Origin of the sequence: Pedobacter sp. GR22-10 (assembly GCF_026239715.1) — a bacterium.
Lineage (GTDB): Bacteria > Bacteroidota > Bacteroidia > Sphingobacteriales > Sphingobacteriaceae > Pedobacter.
The window spans coordinates 1,720,941-1,736,531 of record NZ_JAPIVR010000001.1; the positions used below are offsets into that span (position 1 = coordinate 1,720,941).

The 15,591-nt window shown below is 39.6% G+C and carries 15 protein-coding genes and 1 pseudogene; 7 read left to right on the plus strand and 9 right to left on the minus strand.

Going from position 1 to position 15,591, the window contains the following annotated elements; all coding sequences use genetic code 11:
* Window positions 1-17: 17 nt before the first annotated feature.
* The 3 genes from OQX64_RS07450 to OQX64_RS07460 all read left to right on the plus strand — a co-directional run bounded on the left by OQX64_RS07450 (window position 18) and on the right by OQX64_RS07460 (window position 2,349).
* Window positions 18-1,526 carry a RagB/SusD family nutrient uptake outer membrane protein gene (locus tag OQX64_RS07450; RefSeq protein WP_265818266.1) on the plus strand — a complete coding sequence of 503 codons (1,509 nt, stop codon included), beginning with the start codon at window positions 18-20 and terminating at the stop codon, window positions 1,524-1,526.
* A 387-nt stretch (window positions 1,527-1,913) separates the two neighbouring features.
* Entirely contained in the window at window positions 1,914-2,135 is a 222-nt protein-coding gene (locus OQX64_RS07455) for a DUF3606 domain-containing protein (RefSeq protein WP_088301538.1), read from the plus strand.
* A gap of 10 nt (window positions 2,136-2,145) precedes the next feature.
* Window positions 2,146-2,349 carry a hypothetical protein gene (locus OQX64_RS07460; protein WP_088301539.1) on the plus strand — a complete coding sequence of 68 codons (204 nt, stop codon included), beginning with the start codon at window positions 2,146-2,148 and terminating at the stop codon, window positions 2,347-2,349.
* A 35-nt stretch (window positions 2,350-2,384) separates the two neighbouring features.
* Here the strand turns inward: OQX64_RS07460 and glgX are convergent, their stop codons facing one another.
* From glgX to OQX64_RS07490, 6 genes are all read right to left on the minus strand, one after another.
* Complete coding sequence (glgX, locus tag OQX64_RS07465; protein WP_265818267.1) at window positions 2,385-4,514, minus strand: glycogen debranching protein GlgX; 2,130 nt, start codon at window positions 4,512-4,514, stop codon at window positions 2,385-2,387.
* Between the two features lie 202 nt (window positions 4,515-4,716).
* Window positions 4,717-5,862, minus strand: coding sequence for a serine hydrolase domain-containing protein (locus OQX64_RS07470; RefSeq protein WP_265818268.1), 1,146 nt, complete (start codon window positions 5,860-5,862; stop codon window positions 4,717-4,719).
* Between the two features lie 47 nt (window positions 5,863-5,909).
* Complete coding sequence (locus tag OQX64_RS07475) at window positions 5,910-6,362, minus strand: VOC family protein (RefSeq protein ID WP_265818269.1); 453 nt, start codon at window positions 6,360-6,362, stop codon at window positions 5,910-5,912.
* A 219-nt stretch (window positions 6,363-6,581) separates the two neighbouring features.
* Window positions 6,582-7,412: an aldo/keto reductase gene (locus OQX64_RS07480; protein ID WP_265818270.1), complete on the minus strand. Its 831-nt coding sequence runs from the start codon at window positions 7,410-7,412 to the stop codon at window positions 6,582-6,584.
* A 124-nt stretch (window positions 7,413-7,536) separates the two neighbouring features.
* Entirely contained in the window at window positions 7,537-8,283 is a 747-nt protein-coding gene (locus tag OQX64_RS07485) for a competence protein CoiA (RefSeq protein ID WP_265818271.1), read from the minus strand.
* A 9-nt stretch (window positions 8,284-8,292) separates the two neighbouring features.
* Complete coding sequence (locus OQX64_RS07490; protein ID WP_088301543.1) at window positions 8,293-8,607, minus strand: hypothetical protein; 315 nt, start codon at window positions 8,605-8,607, stop codon at window positions 8,293-8,295.
* 329 nt (window positions 8,608-8,936) lie between these two features.
* On the opposite strand from OQX64_RS07490, the gene OQX64_RS07495 reads away from it, so the two are divergent.
* The gene (locus OQX64_RS07495; RefSeq protein ID WP_265818272.1) at window positions 8,937-11,057 is read left to right on the plus strand and encodes an HRDC domain-containing protein; all 2,121 of its coding nucleotides are present in this window, start codon (window positions 8,937-8,939) and stop codon (window positions 11,055-11,057) included.
* Here the strand turns inward: OQX64_RS07495 and OQX64_RS07500 are convergent.
* A complete protein-coding gene (locus OQX64_RS07500; RefSeq protein WP_265818273.1) occupies window positions 11,054-11,560 on the minus strand; it encodes a hypothetical protein in 507 nt (168 codons plus the stop codon). The two genes, OQX64_RS07495 and OQX64_RS07500, sit on opposite strands and share 4 nt — an antisense overlap.
* A 194-nt stretch (window positions 11,561-11,754) precedes the next feature.
* Here OQX64_RS07500 and OQX64_RS07505 point away from each other — a divergent pair, with 194 nt between their 5' ends.
* From OQX64_RS07505 to OQX64_RS07515, 3 genes and pseudogenes are all read left to right on the plus strand, one after another.
* Window positions 11,755-11,976 (plus strand): hypothetical protein, encoded by a 222-nt coding sequence (locus OQX64_RS07505; RefSeq protein WP_265818274.1) that lies wholly within the window; start codon window positions 11,755-11,757, stop codon window positions 11,974-11,976.
* Between the two features lie 506 nt (window positions 11,977-12,482).
* The gene (locus OQX64_RS07510; RefSeq protein ID WP_265818275.1) at window positions 12,483-12,674 is read left to right on the plus strand and encodes a hypothetical protein; all 192 of its coding nucleotides are present in this window, start codon (window positions 12,483-12,485) and stop codon (window positions 12,672-12,674) included.
* A gap of 263 nt (window positions 12,675-12,937) precedes the next feature.
* Window positions 12,938-13,828 (plus strand): annotated as a pseudogene (locus OQX64_RS07515) (IS3 family transposase); the annotation flags it as partial.
* 152 nt (window positions 13,829-13,980) lie between these two features.
* Here OQX64_RS07515 and OQX64_RS07520 read toward each other — a convergent pair.
* Window positions 13,981-14,394: a hypothetical protein gene (locus OQX64_RS07520; RefSeq protein ID WP_265818276.1), complete on the minus strand. Its 414-nt coding sequence runs from the start codon at window positions 14,392-14,394 to the stop codon at window positions 13,981-13,983.
* A 128-nt stretch (window positions 14,395-14,522) separates the two neighbouring features.
* Window positions 14,523-15,591 (minus strand): RHS repeat-associated core domain-containing protein (locus tag OQX64_RS07525; RefSeq protein ID WP_322974933.1); only part of this gene is annotated, 1,069 nt, incomplete at its 5' end.

Here is a 15,591-nt window from a genome sequence, read left to right on the forward strand (position 1 = left end):
CATTCAATAGTAATCAAATGAAAAATAAATATATCATTGCTTGTATAGCAGCTACTTTAGCGCTATCCGGCTGTACCAAATTAGATGAAAATTTAAATGGGCAGGTAAATTCAGGTACACTTTCTCAGGGGAACGTACCAGGATTAATTTCTGCCGCTTATATTGCCATGAGAGGTCCCTATCAAGCCCCATGGAACTGGTCTGCTTTGCAGGAAGTAACCTCTGATGAGGCAATTGTTCCGACAAGAGCAGGAGACTGGGATGATAATGGTGCATGGAGAGCACTCCATTTACACAAGTGGGCTGCAGATGATGCCAGAATATCGGGCGTATTCAGAGATCTAAATAGCATAAGTTATGCGGCTACTACGGTTTTAAGATTCAGTCCAACGCCGGCACAGGCAGCTGAAGCTCGTTTTCTGAGGGCTTTTGCGCAATTTTCAATTTTAGATGGCTGGGGCCAGGTGCCTTACCGGGAAACTGGTGAAGGTGTAATACTGCCTTCAAAGGTTAGAAATGCAGCTGATGAAATTGCTTATTTAATCAGTGAGTTAACTGCCATTATTCCAGACTTGCCAAATGGTCCAGCAAACTTCGCAAATAAGAATGCTGCAAAAACCCTGCTGATGAAAGTCTATCTGAATAAAGGCGCATTCTTAAACCGTACCGCACCTACATTTGATGCTGCTGATATGGCCAAGGTGATTTCATTAGCTGATGAAATTGCAACAGGAGGATATGTATTATCTGCGAACTATTTCGACAACTTTGCGCCTTCTAATAATGTTCTCTCAAAAGAAAACATTTTTACTGCAGAAAATACTGCAGGAAATGACGGAAGTGATTTAGATGGACAATGGAAGTGTACGCTTCACTATAACCAAAATCCGAATGGCTATAATGGATTTGCAACCTTATCCAATTTTTACGGCAAATTCGAGGCTACCGATCAAAGAAGAGGGGGGACATATACAGGTCAAACCAATATTTCAGGAATCAGAGTAGGCTTTTTAGTTGGTCAGCAATTTGACCAAACCGGTGCGGCTTTAAAAGACAGAAAAGGAAATCCATTGGCCTTTACTCCGGAGGTAAGCATCATTGAAAGAGATCCAAATCACCTGGAAGTAGCCGGAATACGGGTAATTAAATATCCAATTGATTACCAAAATGCCGGCTCCAGAAAACCTGATAACGATTGGGTATATTACCGCTATTCTGATGTTTTGTTGATGAAAGCAGAGGCTTTACTCAGAACTTCGCAAGCGGGCGCAGCCCTGACAATTGTCAATTCCATCAGAACAGTTAGGGGCGCATCAACATTAGGTACCTTGACGCTGGATAATTTGTTAGATGAACGGGGCCGTGAATTGTATTGGGAAAGTTTCAGAAGACAAGACTTAATTCGTTTTGGTAAATTCCTTGCCGCCTGGCAGGAAAAAGCAGCCAGCGAGGCAAAATATCTTTTATTCCCTATTCCTGATAATCAACTGGGCAATCCAAACCTGATCCAGAATCCGGGATATTAATTTTTTTTTTAAAAAACCTTCACTTGCGAAGTCTTAAAAGCCGTAACCCGGCAAGACTTCGCAAGTTTTCATCCGTTAAAATGGAAACGGTATCGATTAATTTTTATCGTCCAATCAATTGCTCAGGTAGGAGAACCAATCTTCATATGTAATTTTTGCATTACATTTAATTGCAGCATAATGATTTAAAAAAAAGCATAATTCTGACATTTAACCGCTAAATCAAGCTAAAAACTGATTTAAGCCATCATTTTTATCCACAAATCCATCAAATTAGGCTTAAGTTTTACAATCCTGACAATAAAAAAACAAAATCCCATTAAATCTATAAAACCAAGCGTTAAGATTTGTTGTTCCCTACATATCCGTTAACCAAATTATAGACCTATGGAAACTCAAAATATTTCGACTACAGCTCGTAAAGAGTTAATCGACATTTCTGACGAACAAGATCGCAATTACTGGGCAGCAAGACTCGGCGTAAGCAGCGAAAAATTAAAATCAACAATTAGAGCGATCCATAGTATGGAGTTTTCTAAATTAAATGATTTTTTAAGATTGGAAAAAATTAAATCTGCCAGCACTTATCAACGTTTCGTTAATTCTTAAAATAAAGGTGATGTTAGTAGAAAAGAATAGTGCGAAAAGGGAAGACAAAATGACTAAACCTGCCATTACAGATGCCAATCACCTGATTGATTTGCCTGTTCAGGAAAAATTCTTTAGCCGGAAAATGGGTGGTGATGCCGTAAATCATCCAAAAGCGACCATTAAGCTATTGACCATTCCTTATCCAAAAAACGGATTGGCCAATTTACTTTAATCTTAAGTAAAAGGGAGATTAAAAAATCTCCTTTTTTACTCCTCTGATTTTAAAACCAGTATAGATCTTCCGCCAACGGTAAGCACTTCAGCGGCTTCATGTAAGGATAAGTCATCCTTTGATATTTCTCCCGTACCGGTATCTAAAACCTTTCGCCATTTTTTAGCGTAATCTTCGCTGGGTAATTGATATTGAAGTCCCTCGTAATGGGCATTAAATATAATAAAGAAATGATTGTCCAGGATGTCTTCGCCCATTGGTCCTTTACTCTGAATGCCCTCGCCATGAAAATATATCCCGATAGACCTGGCGAAATCACTTTCCCAGTTATAGCCTTTCATTGGATTGCCATCAGGTGTAAACCAGGCAATGTCTTTTACCCCATCATCGCCAACTTCCTGTCCGTTAAACCATTTTCTTCTTCTTAAACTCGGATGATTTAAGCGTAACTCAATCATTTGTTGTGTAAAATATAACAATGATTCATCTACGGCATTCCAATTTAACCAGGACAGTTCATTATCCTGGCAATAGGTATTATTATTGCCAAGTTGTGTTTTCCCCATTTCATCTCCGGAAACCAGCATCGGGATACCCTGAGATAAAAATAAGGTAGCCAGGAAATTTCTTTTTTGTTGTTGACGAAGCTGCACGATATGCTGGTCATCGGTTTCACCTTCTGCACCACAATTCCAGGATCTGTTGTGGTCTTCTCCATCCGAATTATGATCTAAATTTGCCTCATTGTGTTTTTCGTTATAGGAAACCAGGTCATGAAGCGAAAATCCATCGTGGGCAGTAATGAAATTTATACTTGCCGTAGGCCTTCTGTAATCTTCCTGGTATAAATCCGGGCTCCCTAAAAATCGTTGTGCAAATTCACCCAGCATATTTGGGTTTCCGCGCCAGTAATCGCGCATTGTATCGCGGTACATGCCATTCCATTCAGCCCAGCCCGGAGGAAATTTACCTACCTGATAACCACCATCACCTACATCCCAGGGTTCAGCAATTAATTTCACCTGCGAAATCACGGGATCCTGATGTATAATATCAAAAAAGGCACTTAGCCTGTTTACTTCATGCAGTTCTCTGGCCAGCGTAGAAGCCAGATCAAAGCGAAAACCATCTATGTGCATCTCCTGAATCCAGTAACGCAAACTGTCCATAATAAAACGAAGCACATTGGGTAACATGGAGTTTAAGGTATTTCCGGTTCCGGTATAATCAGTATAATAACGCCTGTTTTCTTCCAGGCGATAATAGGCACCATTATCAATCCCTTTAAAGGATAAAGTCGGCCCAAGTTCATTGCCTTCGCCGGTATGGTTATAAACCACATCTAAAATCACTTCAATTCCTTCGGCATGGAGTGCTTTAACCATATCTTTAAATTCGTCTACCTGTCCGCCTCTTACATCGGATGAGGCATAGCGAGAATCGGGTGCAAAGAACCCAATGGTATTGTATCCCCAGTAATTGGTCAATCCTTTTTCCTGCAGATGATGATCTGATATAAACTGGTGAACAGGCATCAGCTCAACTGCGGTAACGCCCAGCTTCTTCAGGTAATCAATGGCCACCGGATGTGCCAATCCGGCATAAGTTCCACGGATATTTTCAGGAATTTCAGGATGCGTTTTGGTAAAGCCTTTAACATGCATTTCATAAATCACCGTTTCGTGATAATCGGTTTTGGGATGCACATCTCCGGTCCAGTCGTAGGCCGGGTTGATCACCACCGATTTAGGAATAAAGGCGGTATTATCACTTTCGCTAAAGCTCAGGTCCATCAGCGGATCACCCAGGTTATAGCCAAACAGTGAATTATCCCACCTGATGTTTCCGGCAATCGCTTTGGCATAAGGATCTAACAATACTTTGTTCGGGTTAAACCGGCACCCGTTTTCAGGCTCATAAGGGCCATGTACACGATAGCCATAAAGCTGGCCGGGTTTAATATCGGGAATATAAGCGTGCCATATTTCGTGAGATCTCTCCAGAATAGTTATCCGGTCTGTTTCTGTATCTGCGTGTTCATGATCGTAAAAACAGAGTTCAACAGCAGTTGCATTTTCTGCAAAAAGTGCAAAATTCACTCCTTTACCATCCCATGTGGCGCCTAAGGGATAAGCATCTCCTGGGAATTGTAAAATTTCGGGCATTATATTTTTTAATTAGATGGTTAAATTTTTAGCCATTGACGGATAATATCATATTGCTTACAGCATATTTTCCGATCAGCCTATTTAAAAGTAATATTCAGCACTAAAAGTTTTAACAAAATGAATTTGCTGACGATAACATTTTTCATCAAATGAATCTAACGCACCAATTAAGTTAAACAACTTACTGTTAACAAGTGAGTTAAGGCATAAAATAATGATATAAACTATTCAGTGCAGCCCTGCTAAAATCTGGAAAATCTCCTGTGTAGGTGGCATTTATTCCATTGGTAATAATTACAAAGCCAAATTTTTGTTCCGGATTAAAAAACATGGTACTGTACAATCCATAGGCAGAGCCGGTATGCCCAATCAGTTTTACCCCCGGAATTAAATTACTGGTTTGGCGAAGTGCCAGGCCATATTCTTCGTCCTCCGTAATTTTGGTTTGCATGAGCCTTGAATGCTTTTTGGACATGATTTTCACACCATCAGCCTGACCATAGTGCATATGCATAATCATATATTTCGCTAAATCAGTTGCCGAAATTTTCATTCCGCCCGTTGGCGAAAAAATGGGCGTGCTGTAACCCATTACATACTGGCTGATTTCTTCCCGCCTGGGCGCATAGGCAGCCGGCGATGGCGTGAAACTTTTGGTATCTGTATGGTATTCATAAAGCTTCACAAACCGATTGCTGTCTAAAGAATCGACACAATAGCCTCCATAAAGTCCCAGCGGTTTCAGGATATGTTTTTCAATGTACTGATCAAAACGCTCACCGGATTTTTTTTCAATAATGGTTCCGATAAGATTAAAATTCAGGTTGCAGTACTGATATCCTTTTCCGGGCGCATAGTCGTTATAACACTTTGCGTAATCCGGGTTTTTATCAGGGTTAATCAAATCCAGGTTCAGGTATCCCTGGCTGTCATTTAAACCGGACGTGTGCGAAAGTGCCATTTTCAGTGTAATTTTCTGATCCGGAAATTTTGGATTTCTGATTTTAAAACCAACTAAATCACCGAAATCATCATTAAGAGACAATTTCCCGGCCTCAATCATCTGCATAATAGCGGTGGCAGAAAAAGATTTTGAAATGGAGGCGATCCGGAAAATATCCTGATTAGTTAATGGCGTTTTATGCTCCAGATCCTTCAAACCAAAAGAATGTGTATAGATAATTTTGCCTGCTTTTACTACTGCAACAGCAGCACCAACGGCATTAAACCTGTTCATCACCTGTTCAAAATCTGCTTCAGCACCTTCCTGTTGTGCCCTGGCCATGCCAAACTGAAGCAGCAAAACCGTTATCATGATCAGTTTGGAAAAAAAAGAAGAAATCATATGTCTGAAATTAAAAAGGAATATCACGGTGAATCATAGCAGATGCTTTATTTTGCGTCATTTGTTTCCAGCCAATGTCCGTCCGGATCTTTAAAATAAACTTGTTTTACGCCATCAACCCTGAGGGTAACCGCTCCTGCTTTGCCCGCCCAGTCTTCGAAGGCAATATTTTTCGCTGATAATACTTTAATAAACGTATCAATAGAAGACACGCTAAAGCAAAGGTGTTCGTTTTTATCGAAAATTTGATTGCCTTTGGCCCCCTGAATCAGATGTAAAGCTCCGGCATTTCCCAAAGAAAACCAGGTGTGTTTACCATCTTTAAAGGGCTCCGGAATTTCCTTTAAATTAAATACAGTACCATAAAAGGCTGTTGATTTATTCAAATCGGATACATAAACAGCAATATGATTTAAAACTGCGGGTTTTTGCTGTGCCATAGTATGTTGAAAGAAGAAAAAAGATAGCAATAACAATGAAGAAGGGATAATTTTTCTCATACCTAAATATCTGATTTTATCCTTCAATTTATAAAAAAAATGGGTTTTTTATCAAAACCTACTTACAAAGTTACATTGGTGGAAATGCTTTTTTATGGTCGACGCGTATGGAAAAAAATTGATGGCTCTGATCTGTTACCGTTCTTGAGAAGAAGAACAGAAAGAAGGAAGTAAAATAACTGATGACTGATGAACATCAACCACCAGTTATTGGATTTTTTATTGACGGGAAAGGGTTTCAAATTCTGCTACAGATAAATTAATGTCTGCTGCTTTCAGGTTTTCTTCCAGGTGTGCAATTGATTTGGTACCCGGAATGAGCAGGATATTGTCTGAACGCTGAAGTAACCAGGCCAAAGCAATCTGGGCAGTAGTGGCCTGATGTGCTGCTGCAATCGCTTTAATTTTATCTTCCAGTTTGGCAGGTCCCGAAGCCAATGGAAACCACGGAATAAAGGCCAGGCCTTGTTCAGCAGTATAATCCAATACATCTTCCCATTTTCGATCCCCCAGGTTATACATATTTTGTACAGAAGCTACAGGTAAAAGATCCTGCACCTGTTTAATTTCATTTACACCAACTTCAGATAAACCCACATGTTTAATCTTTCCAGCTTTAACCGCCTCAATTACTGGTGCGAGTGTTTTTTTTACATCCACATTCGGATCAATCCGGTGCAGCTGCCACAGGTCAAGCTGTTTAACATTTAGCCTTTCCAGGCTTCCTTCAATGTCAGCTTTAATTTTCTCCGGATGACCGTTTGGAACCCATTTGTTTGGTCCGGTTCTGTCAAAGCCACCTTTGGTCGCAATCAGCAATCCGGATGGATAAGGATGTAATGCATCTGCGATCAGTAATTCATTAAATTTTGGCCCGTAAGCTTCGGCAGTATCAATAAAATTCACCCCGTTTGCTACAGCGGCCTGTAAAACTTTTTTGGCATTTTCACGGTCTTCCACCTCACCAAAAACACCCTGTCCGGTTAACTGCATGGCGCCATAACCCAAACGGTTAATTTCAATATCGCCTAATTTGAATGTTAAATTCATCTGTTATATGTGCTAATATTTAAAAAGATATATGATAACTAACTGGAAAATGATGCTGAATGTTTGTTCCGGAAAAAATTATGATCATGCCGCTACAAATGTAAATGCCATCGCTTCAGCACCATCAACCAATGGCATATTTGGCCAGAAAAGATTTTTTACTCACCAGTTGCAGATAGCTGTAATGGCCTGAAATCTGGTATCTTTTTCTCAGCCAGTATAAAAAGTGCCCACCGAAATCGATAAAAACAGGGCACGATACCCGCATCCAGGCCTGATGTGGATGGCGCCAGCTGAAAGCATAAAATGCTGTACTAACAGGAACTGATTTTAAATCCTGGTGGTAGAAATTAAGAATCGCGGGATTGGGATTTTGTGTTAGCGCATCAATTTTACGGATCATCGAAAGATGCTCCGAGAGGCAAAATTCAAAATCATCAAGCGCAGGATGATGGGGATCAGGAATTGACTTTAAAATTTTAAAGCCCTTGAACTTTAATCCGTTCACTAACCAGATTAATTTGGGATAAAAGGCTTCACGTGCCTGTAGTTCTGTTAATGAAATGGCTGAGTTTTGAAGTTCAATGGTGATTCCGGCAACGGTATGGATATCGGCCCGGTGAAACTCCAGCAGTTTTTCATCAAAAAAATTTACTTCACGAAAATTGACCGGAAATTCAGCTTTCCATTCGCGGTGCCAGATGGTTTCATTTTCCCACCAGGAATCACATCTGTCTGCCACCGCATGTGCCCAGTGTTTAATGTTAATGGATCCGCATTTGGCAATTACCTTTTGCCCGCAGCACATGCAAATGCCCTGCGCACCCCTTACCGCTTCGGCTTTACATCCGTTTAACAGGGCATATTGCATTTGGTATGGCTATTCGTTCCCTTTAAAAATATTCATCACAGCAGTTTTCCACTGAATGTAGCCTAAATCGCCACAAACCCGGCCAACATACTGTTCTACCTCTTCCGGTACATCATTTACAATGCGCCAGCGAATCTTATATTTTGGATTGTAACTGATGTACACCACTAAATCATCACTGCGTTGCCCTACTGCCTCCATCGCTTGTAAATGGATATCACGTAAGTCATCCGCAGCCACTTTAAGCCGCTCATTCATAATTTTACCCAGTGAATGGTCTGGTCGAAAATCTGTTTCAAATATTGCTAAAACGGTAACAGTCATATTATCCCCTATTCTTTGAAAACAGCCAGCTGCTTTCTTCGCTAAATCATCAATAACTCTTTCGAGACAAACAAATCTATACTAAAATACTTAGTAAACAAAAATATTAAAGATATTTTCTTTAGTTGAATGTCATATTTAAAAACACCACAGAGCATCAACAGGATACCTTTTCCATTTCTTTAGGCAATAAGGCCCCAAATCCGGATTCAATGATTATGATGATGATTTTGTGCATAACCTGTATAGAAAAGAGTGCCAGGATCAGTCCAATTCTGTGCATCTTTGCAAAAATTAGCGAAATGCTTTCAGGAGATCAGTAAGTAAAGATGGATAACAAGCACAATTTGGAAAATTCGGATCAGGATCATCAACTTATCCTTGATTTTATTCAATTCACCAACCAACCTATATTTTTAACGGGAAAGGCAGGAACCGGGAAAACCACACTCTTGCGTAAAATCAAGTCCACCACTGCTAAAAATTTCGCCGTTGTGGCACCCACTGCCGTAGCTGCCATCAATGCAGGCGGGGTAACCATCCATTCTTTTTTCCAGATGCCCTTTGGTCCCATTATTCCAAATCAGCCTGGCGAACCTTCAAAAGAACTGAAATATGCTGAGGATAAAATTAAATTACTGAAATGCCTTGAACTTCTGGTGATTGATGAGATCAGTATGGTCAGGGCAGATATGCTCGATTTTATTGACCAGACACTCAAAAATGTAAAAGCATCCAATTTACCCTTTGGCGGCGTACAGGTTTTAATGATCGGCGACCTTTACCAGCTCTCACCCATTGCACATGATGCCTGGCATATCCTTAAAGATTATTATTTAAGCCCTTACTTTTTCGATAGTTTAATTCTAAAGCGGATTTCACTGCTTACTTTCGAACTGCAGAAAGTTTACCGGCAGTCTGACCCCATGTTTCTGGATATTTTAAACCGGATCAGGGAAAACACGCTCACCCCTGCCCTTTTAAATCAGCTGAATGAACACTATGATCCAACACTGGCAGATGCCTGGAAAGAAGATTACATCACTTTAACCACCCACAATAACCTGGTTGGGCAGATTAATACGGAATGCCTTGAAAAACTGGATGGTGAAACGCATACTTTCGCAGCCAGGGTAACCGGCGATTTCCCTAAAGATGCCTATCCGGTGGATGAGGTGCTCCATTTGAAAGTTGGTGCGCAGGTGATGTTTATTAAAAACGATTCTTCAGGAAAAAAACAATATTATAATGGTAAGGCTGCGAAGGTCGTCGGTATAGAAAAAGATAGTGTTCATGTGCAGTTTCTGGATGATAGTCAGTCATTTGAAGTAGAGCGTGAAGAATGGCAAAATGTTAAATACGCACTGGATCAGGATGAAAATAAAATTAATGAAACCAATACCGGTTCCTTTGCGCAATACCCTTTTAAGCTTGCCTGGGCCATTACCATTCATAAAAGTCAGGGCTTAACTTTTGAGAAAGCCATTGTAGACATCAGCTCATCTTTTACCCATGGCCAGGCTTATGTAGCCTTAAGCCGCTGTAAAAGCCTGGATGGCCTGCTGCTTAAAGCTCCTGTGAAGATGGAAAATATCATGACAGATAAAAGGATTATTGCTTTTACAGAACAAGCTGTGAGCAAGAAGCCCACTGCAAATGATTTAAATACTTTCCAGCAGCAATATGCCTGGAACCTGATTGATGATTTATTTGATTTCGGTGCCATTCAGGCTTACTGGGCGATCCTGAAAACTGCAAAATTCAGGGCAAATGATGAAAATGCAGCACTGGATAACCTCCGCGCGGTTGTTAATGACCTGCTGGAAAAAGACATCATCCGGGTTGCGGGAAGATTTAAAGATCAGGAACTGGTTAAAATAGATAAAAGCGCAAACCTGGAAAATGATGCAATTTTTTTAGGCCGTCTGACCAAGGCAGCTCAATATTTTATTCCGAAACTCGAAACGGTGACCAATGAAATGAGCAAATTTGCTTCCTTAAATATTTACCTGGATGAACAATCAGAAAGGGTTTTAGCCACCCTAAGCCATTGCGCCAATGCGCTGAATGTTAAACTGGCACTCTTTAATTTTTCATGGCATCCTTTTTCGCTGGAAGATTATACTAAAACTTATCTTGGAGCAACCAATAAATTTGATCAGCGACCTAAAAAACTAACCTTCGCCAAAACCGAACTTCCTAAAGAAGTAATCAACCAGAAATTATATCAAAGCCTGGTGGATTGGAGAAAGGGCCTCAGTCAGCAGCGAAACGTTCCGGCACATTCTGTTTTATCTGATCTGGCTTTATTAAACATTGCGGCTAAGCCTCCGCGGTCGGCCGATCAACTGGCTGCGATAAAAGGTGTAGGCATTGGAAATGCGGTGGATTTAGGAAAGGAAATTTTAAAAATAGTGAATGACTATTTGGGTGCGAGTACGCTTTTTTAAGCGGAGTGAAAGATTTTATAATAAGCATAGGTACATAATATCCCTGCAAGAAAGCATAAGATCCGTACCAGCCACTTTTCTAAAATATCCTTGCCTTGCTGTGTAAGGCTATTTTCTAAACTTTTAAGCAGTTGTTCCTGCTTCGTTAGTTTTTCTTTTAAATCAAGATTTTCATTCTGTAAATCAAAAATACTTTTGCCGGTATCCTGTTCCAGCTTGTTCAGTGCATAGCGACGTTTAAACCCACCTTCGCTGATAAACATATCAACACCAGCCTGTTTCCCCACCATGGCCGGCAACGGTATGCCATCTACCTGCCCTACCAAAATAACCAGATTCATCTGGACCAGAAAATCTAAATAATCTGATGCCAGACTCCCGTTACCCCTGAAAATTTTAAGCACACGATCAGATTTGATGTAAACTTCTTCATCAAATTCTTTTAGGATGTTATCCAAAAGCTCACATTTAGCCGGAGTTAAACTGATGGAATGGTTCTTCATTTAGTGGAACGTTGGTAATATCTGGCAATAAAGCAAAAATATATTTAACCTGATAGTTTTGCAATAAAATAAATACGCATTTTTAGACTAAACAGATTAAATATATTTAAAACGATTTTTCTATACCTTTCATTTTTCTGAAAATAAAAACTTATGCCAGCGCGAAACTGTTATTTAAAGAAAAATATAAAGTTATGAGAGACCAGGAAGATCAACCAAAAGACGAGAAAAAAATTGAAGATTCTGATCAGTTCCAAATGCACCGTGCAGGTGGAAACGCCGGAGAAGGACACCTGCCTAAGGAAGAAAAAGATGATTCAGCATACACAGAACAGGAAATTCCATTTGCTGATGGCGAAGGTACCAAACTGGATGAGTGGATAGAAGACGAGGATGACGAAGAAACAGATCCATAAAAAGAAAGAGCGATCATGACTGATCGCTCTTTCTTTTTATGGATTAACTAGTTCTGAAAAATTGATATAGGATAGTTAGTGCTGGCTAAAAATTTTCAATCAGCAGCATATTCGAACTAATCAATATATTTATTTTGATTTCGATAGTTAACCCTTTTGTCTTATTGCTTTTAGTATTAAAGTTAAAAAGTAGTCCCTACCTAAAAGATAAATAGCCCAGTGATTTTGAAACCGTTGAGCTATTTTTTTTATTTTGGTACCGGCTACATACAGGCTGGCAATAGCGAAAATCTAAACATACGCTAAAGAAGGGGACTGAAACCGACTAACCATGCGATGAAATAGTGGTAATTATTGGAAGGTACGAAAGAAACGAAGTTTCGCTCGATTACCTGGCAGCAAAACAGGCTTTGACAAACAGACCTTAAAGCTTATTGATGAAATAGAAGAACTCGCCCCCTCCATTAAGGACAAACTCCTTTTTCTGGCCAACGCCATCATACGCGATGCTAAAACCGGCAAAGCCTATGCAGGATAATAACCGCCACCTGGAAATTCTCCAGGCGCTGGCCATCGGCACAGATCTCGTAACCGGAGAAGTGTTCCATGCCGATAGCCCGTACAACCATCCCGAAATCATCCGAACACTTTTCTTTGCCATTAACCAACTTAAAGCCCTCGCCGAAAAAGGTAACTAGGGCCTTCCATGGAGTGAAGAAGAAGATGCATTGCTCACACAACGCTTTAACAAAGGCATCAAGATTAACCCAGCTCGCTAAACTGCATTCTCGCACTTATGGAGCAATCAAAGCCAGACTAATTAAACTTGGGTTACTACAGAAATAACAAAGCCCGATATTTTGCACTGCCCCCAAATAGTGTCTAACTTTTTGGGGGCAGTGCAGCTGGAAGAGCTTGAAAGATAGAATTTATACCTTAAAGCCGAGATCGATTTCTTAAAAAAGCTCGATGCCTTAACTCTATTAAAACAAACACAGCAAAGGAAAAAGCGTTAGTGGTCTGTGAGTTAAGGCTGCAATATCCATTAGATATTTTGCTTGGTATATCAAAAATTGCCAGAAGCAGCTACTATTATCATGTGAAAAGGAGCTCTGTGCCGAACAAACATGAAGGTGCTAAGAAAGAGATAAAGAAGATCTACGATGATCATAAGGGAAGGTATGGATATCGGAGGATAACCTTGGAAATGAAGAACAGGGGAAGCATTATCAACCATAAAACTGTATTAAAAATTATGGACAGCTTAGGCCTTAAATCACTAATCAGAAGTAAGAAATATGTATCCTACAAGAGTGTTAGGGATGAAGCAGCGCCCAACCTGTTTAAACAGGATTTTACGGCTAAAAAGCCTTATTTGAAGTGGGCTACAGATGTTACTGAATTCAAGGTTAAGGATAGAAAAGTTTACCTCTCGCCGATCATAGAATTGTTTAATGGTGAGATTATCAGCTATAATCTTTCTGAAACACCTAACTTTCAACAGGTATCTGATATGCTGAAGGATGCATTTAAAACGCTTAAAGGGGGCGAAAAATTGACATTACACTCAGATCAAGGCTGGCAGTACAGGATGGCCCGGTACAAACAGATGCTAAGTGAAAAAGGGATAACACAGAGTATGTCGCGAAAAGGAAATTGTTACGTTAATGCTATAATTGAGAATTTCTTCGGAATCATTAAATCCGAAATGTTCTACCTTAAAAAATGCACCTCAGTTGATGAACTTAAAAAGAACATAACGGAATATATTGAATACTATAATAAAGACAGAATCAAACTCAATTTAAACGGAATGAGCCCGATAAAATACCGGGCTCTTAATCCTAATTAATTTTTAACTTCGTCCAACTTTTGGGGTTCAGTCCACATCCCTGCCGGGCTTTGCTACAAATTTATTCATCTCTCACACGCGACACGCGTGCGCCAGCTTAGGGCGGGATGTACGTACAAAAACACAACTTGCAGATTATAAAACAACATCGATTAACGAATTTTAAACTTATAAATCAAATTCTTCTCTGATAAAATATCCTGAATATTTTCTTTATCTGGTAGATAAATCAATCTGAAACTGACTTCAAAGATCTCATTCTGCTTAAGGGAATAAACCGACATTTCCACCAAAGCAGATAATCTCTCATTAGTGTGAGAATAGTACGCTGGGTGCCATTTATAAGTGAGGAAAATATTGTTAAAGTATGAGGTAACTGGATCGCCCGGCTTATTGTTTGAAATATCAAACCTGCCGTCGAGAATATTTCCTGTTTTATCAATTTTAAACCTATAGTTCAGTGGTGACATAGCATACCCATGTTCTTTAGCATACATTTGCGCATTCTTTAATTCATTTATAGGGAACTCGCTTTTAATTTTCTTCTGGTCTAAAAGTTTTGGCATCTGTAAATATATCCTAGTAATTGCTTGAGTAGGATATTTTTTAGGGTACGATGTTCTACATGAAATGCAAAATGAAAGCAATAATGAGAAAAAAAATAAAGGGAAAAACTTGATTATTTTCATATGTTTTATTGTTTTCTGAGAGTTACTGGAGGTGAACCAATCACACCAGAAAGACTTACTGACGTGTTTTGATATTGATTACCATTGGGCTGAGTCCACAAAAATTTTTCACTAAACATCCTGGAAAGCCATGGCCCTGTCTTACCTGTATTCGGATCCGCATAATATCTGGGTTGGACGGTTTGTTGAGCCATTAATATATTAAGTCTTCCACCTGTGAACGTATTCATGCTTTTCCCAAAATTTAAACCTGCTGTACCCGCCCCTATGCTACAAGAGCCAAAAATTAGATTTCCGCCATCCGTTAATTTGTTTGTAAGGGCTTTAAACATTTCCATTTTTTTAGCGACATTAGGATTATTGAGTAAAGTGGCCCCTTCTATTTCCCCATTCGCCAATCTAAATTCAGTGTTAAAAATATGATCAGCAGCATTAGTTGAGACGTCACTATCCCAAGTTAATCCTAACACCGATTCTCCAGTACGCTTTGAGCGGCCACCATGAGTTTCTATTATTAAATTATCTAAAGAAAAATCTGACACTCCCCCTATGGTATTTAAGGCATCCAACCCCTCATACATATTTTTACCCGCAAACGTTGCCCATTGACCATTTCTTGTTCTATTATTCTTGTCTGGGTAATTGAAATCACTTGTTTTCTTGGCAACAGAAAGGTAAACATTTTTTGCCCTACCGGATATAACATTAAAGGCACTTACTGCATCTTCTTCGGTAAATTTATATCCGCCAGCAATAGAGATAATTTCCATTCCATTAGGATCTATAAACATTATTGGATTATTTATTGAATAACCATAGGGCGAATAACTTAGGTATTGCTCCGCCAACGGATCAATAACATTCCACCTTCCAATAACAGGGTCATAGAACCTTGCGCCGTAATCATACTGTCCTAATTCCTCCTGCAACTCCTTGCCGTTATAAAGATATTTATTATTTCCGAATTGTGTATTTTTTCTTAATCCAAATGCATAGTAATCGTCTCTTTGCAACACCTCCAGCTGATGGGTGCTCGGGTTTTTATAAAACGTCGTCCGTACATTGCCCAAATGG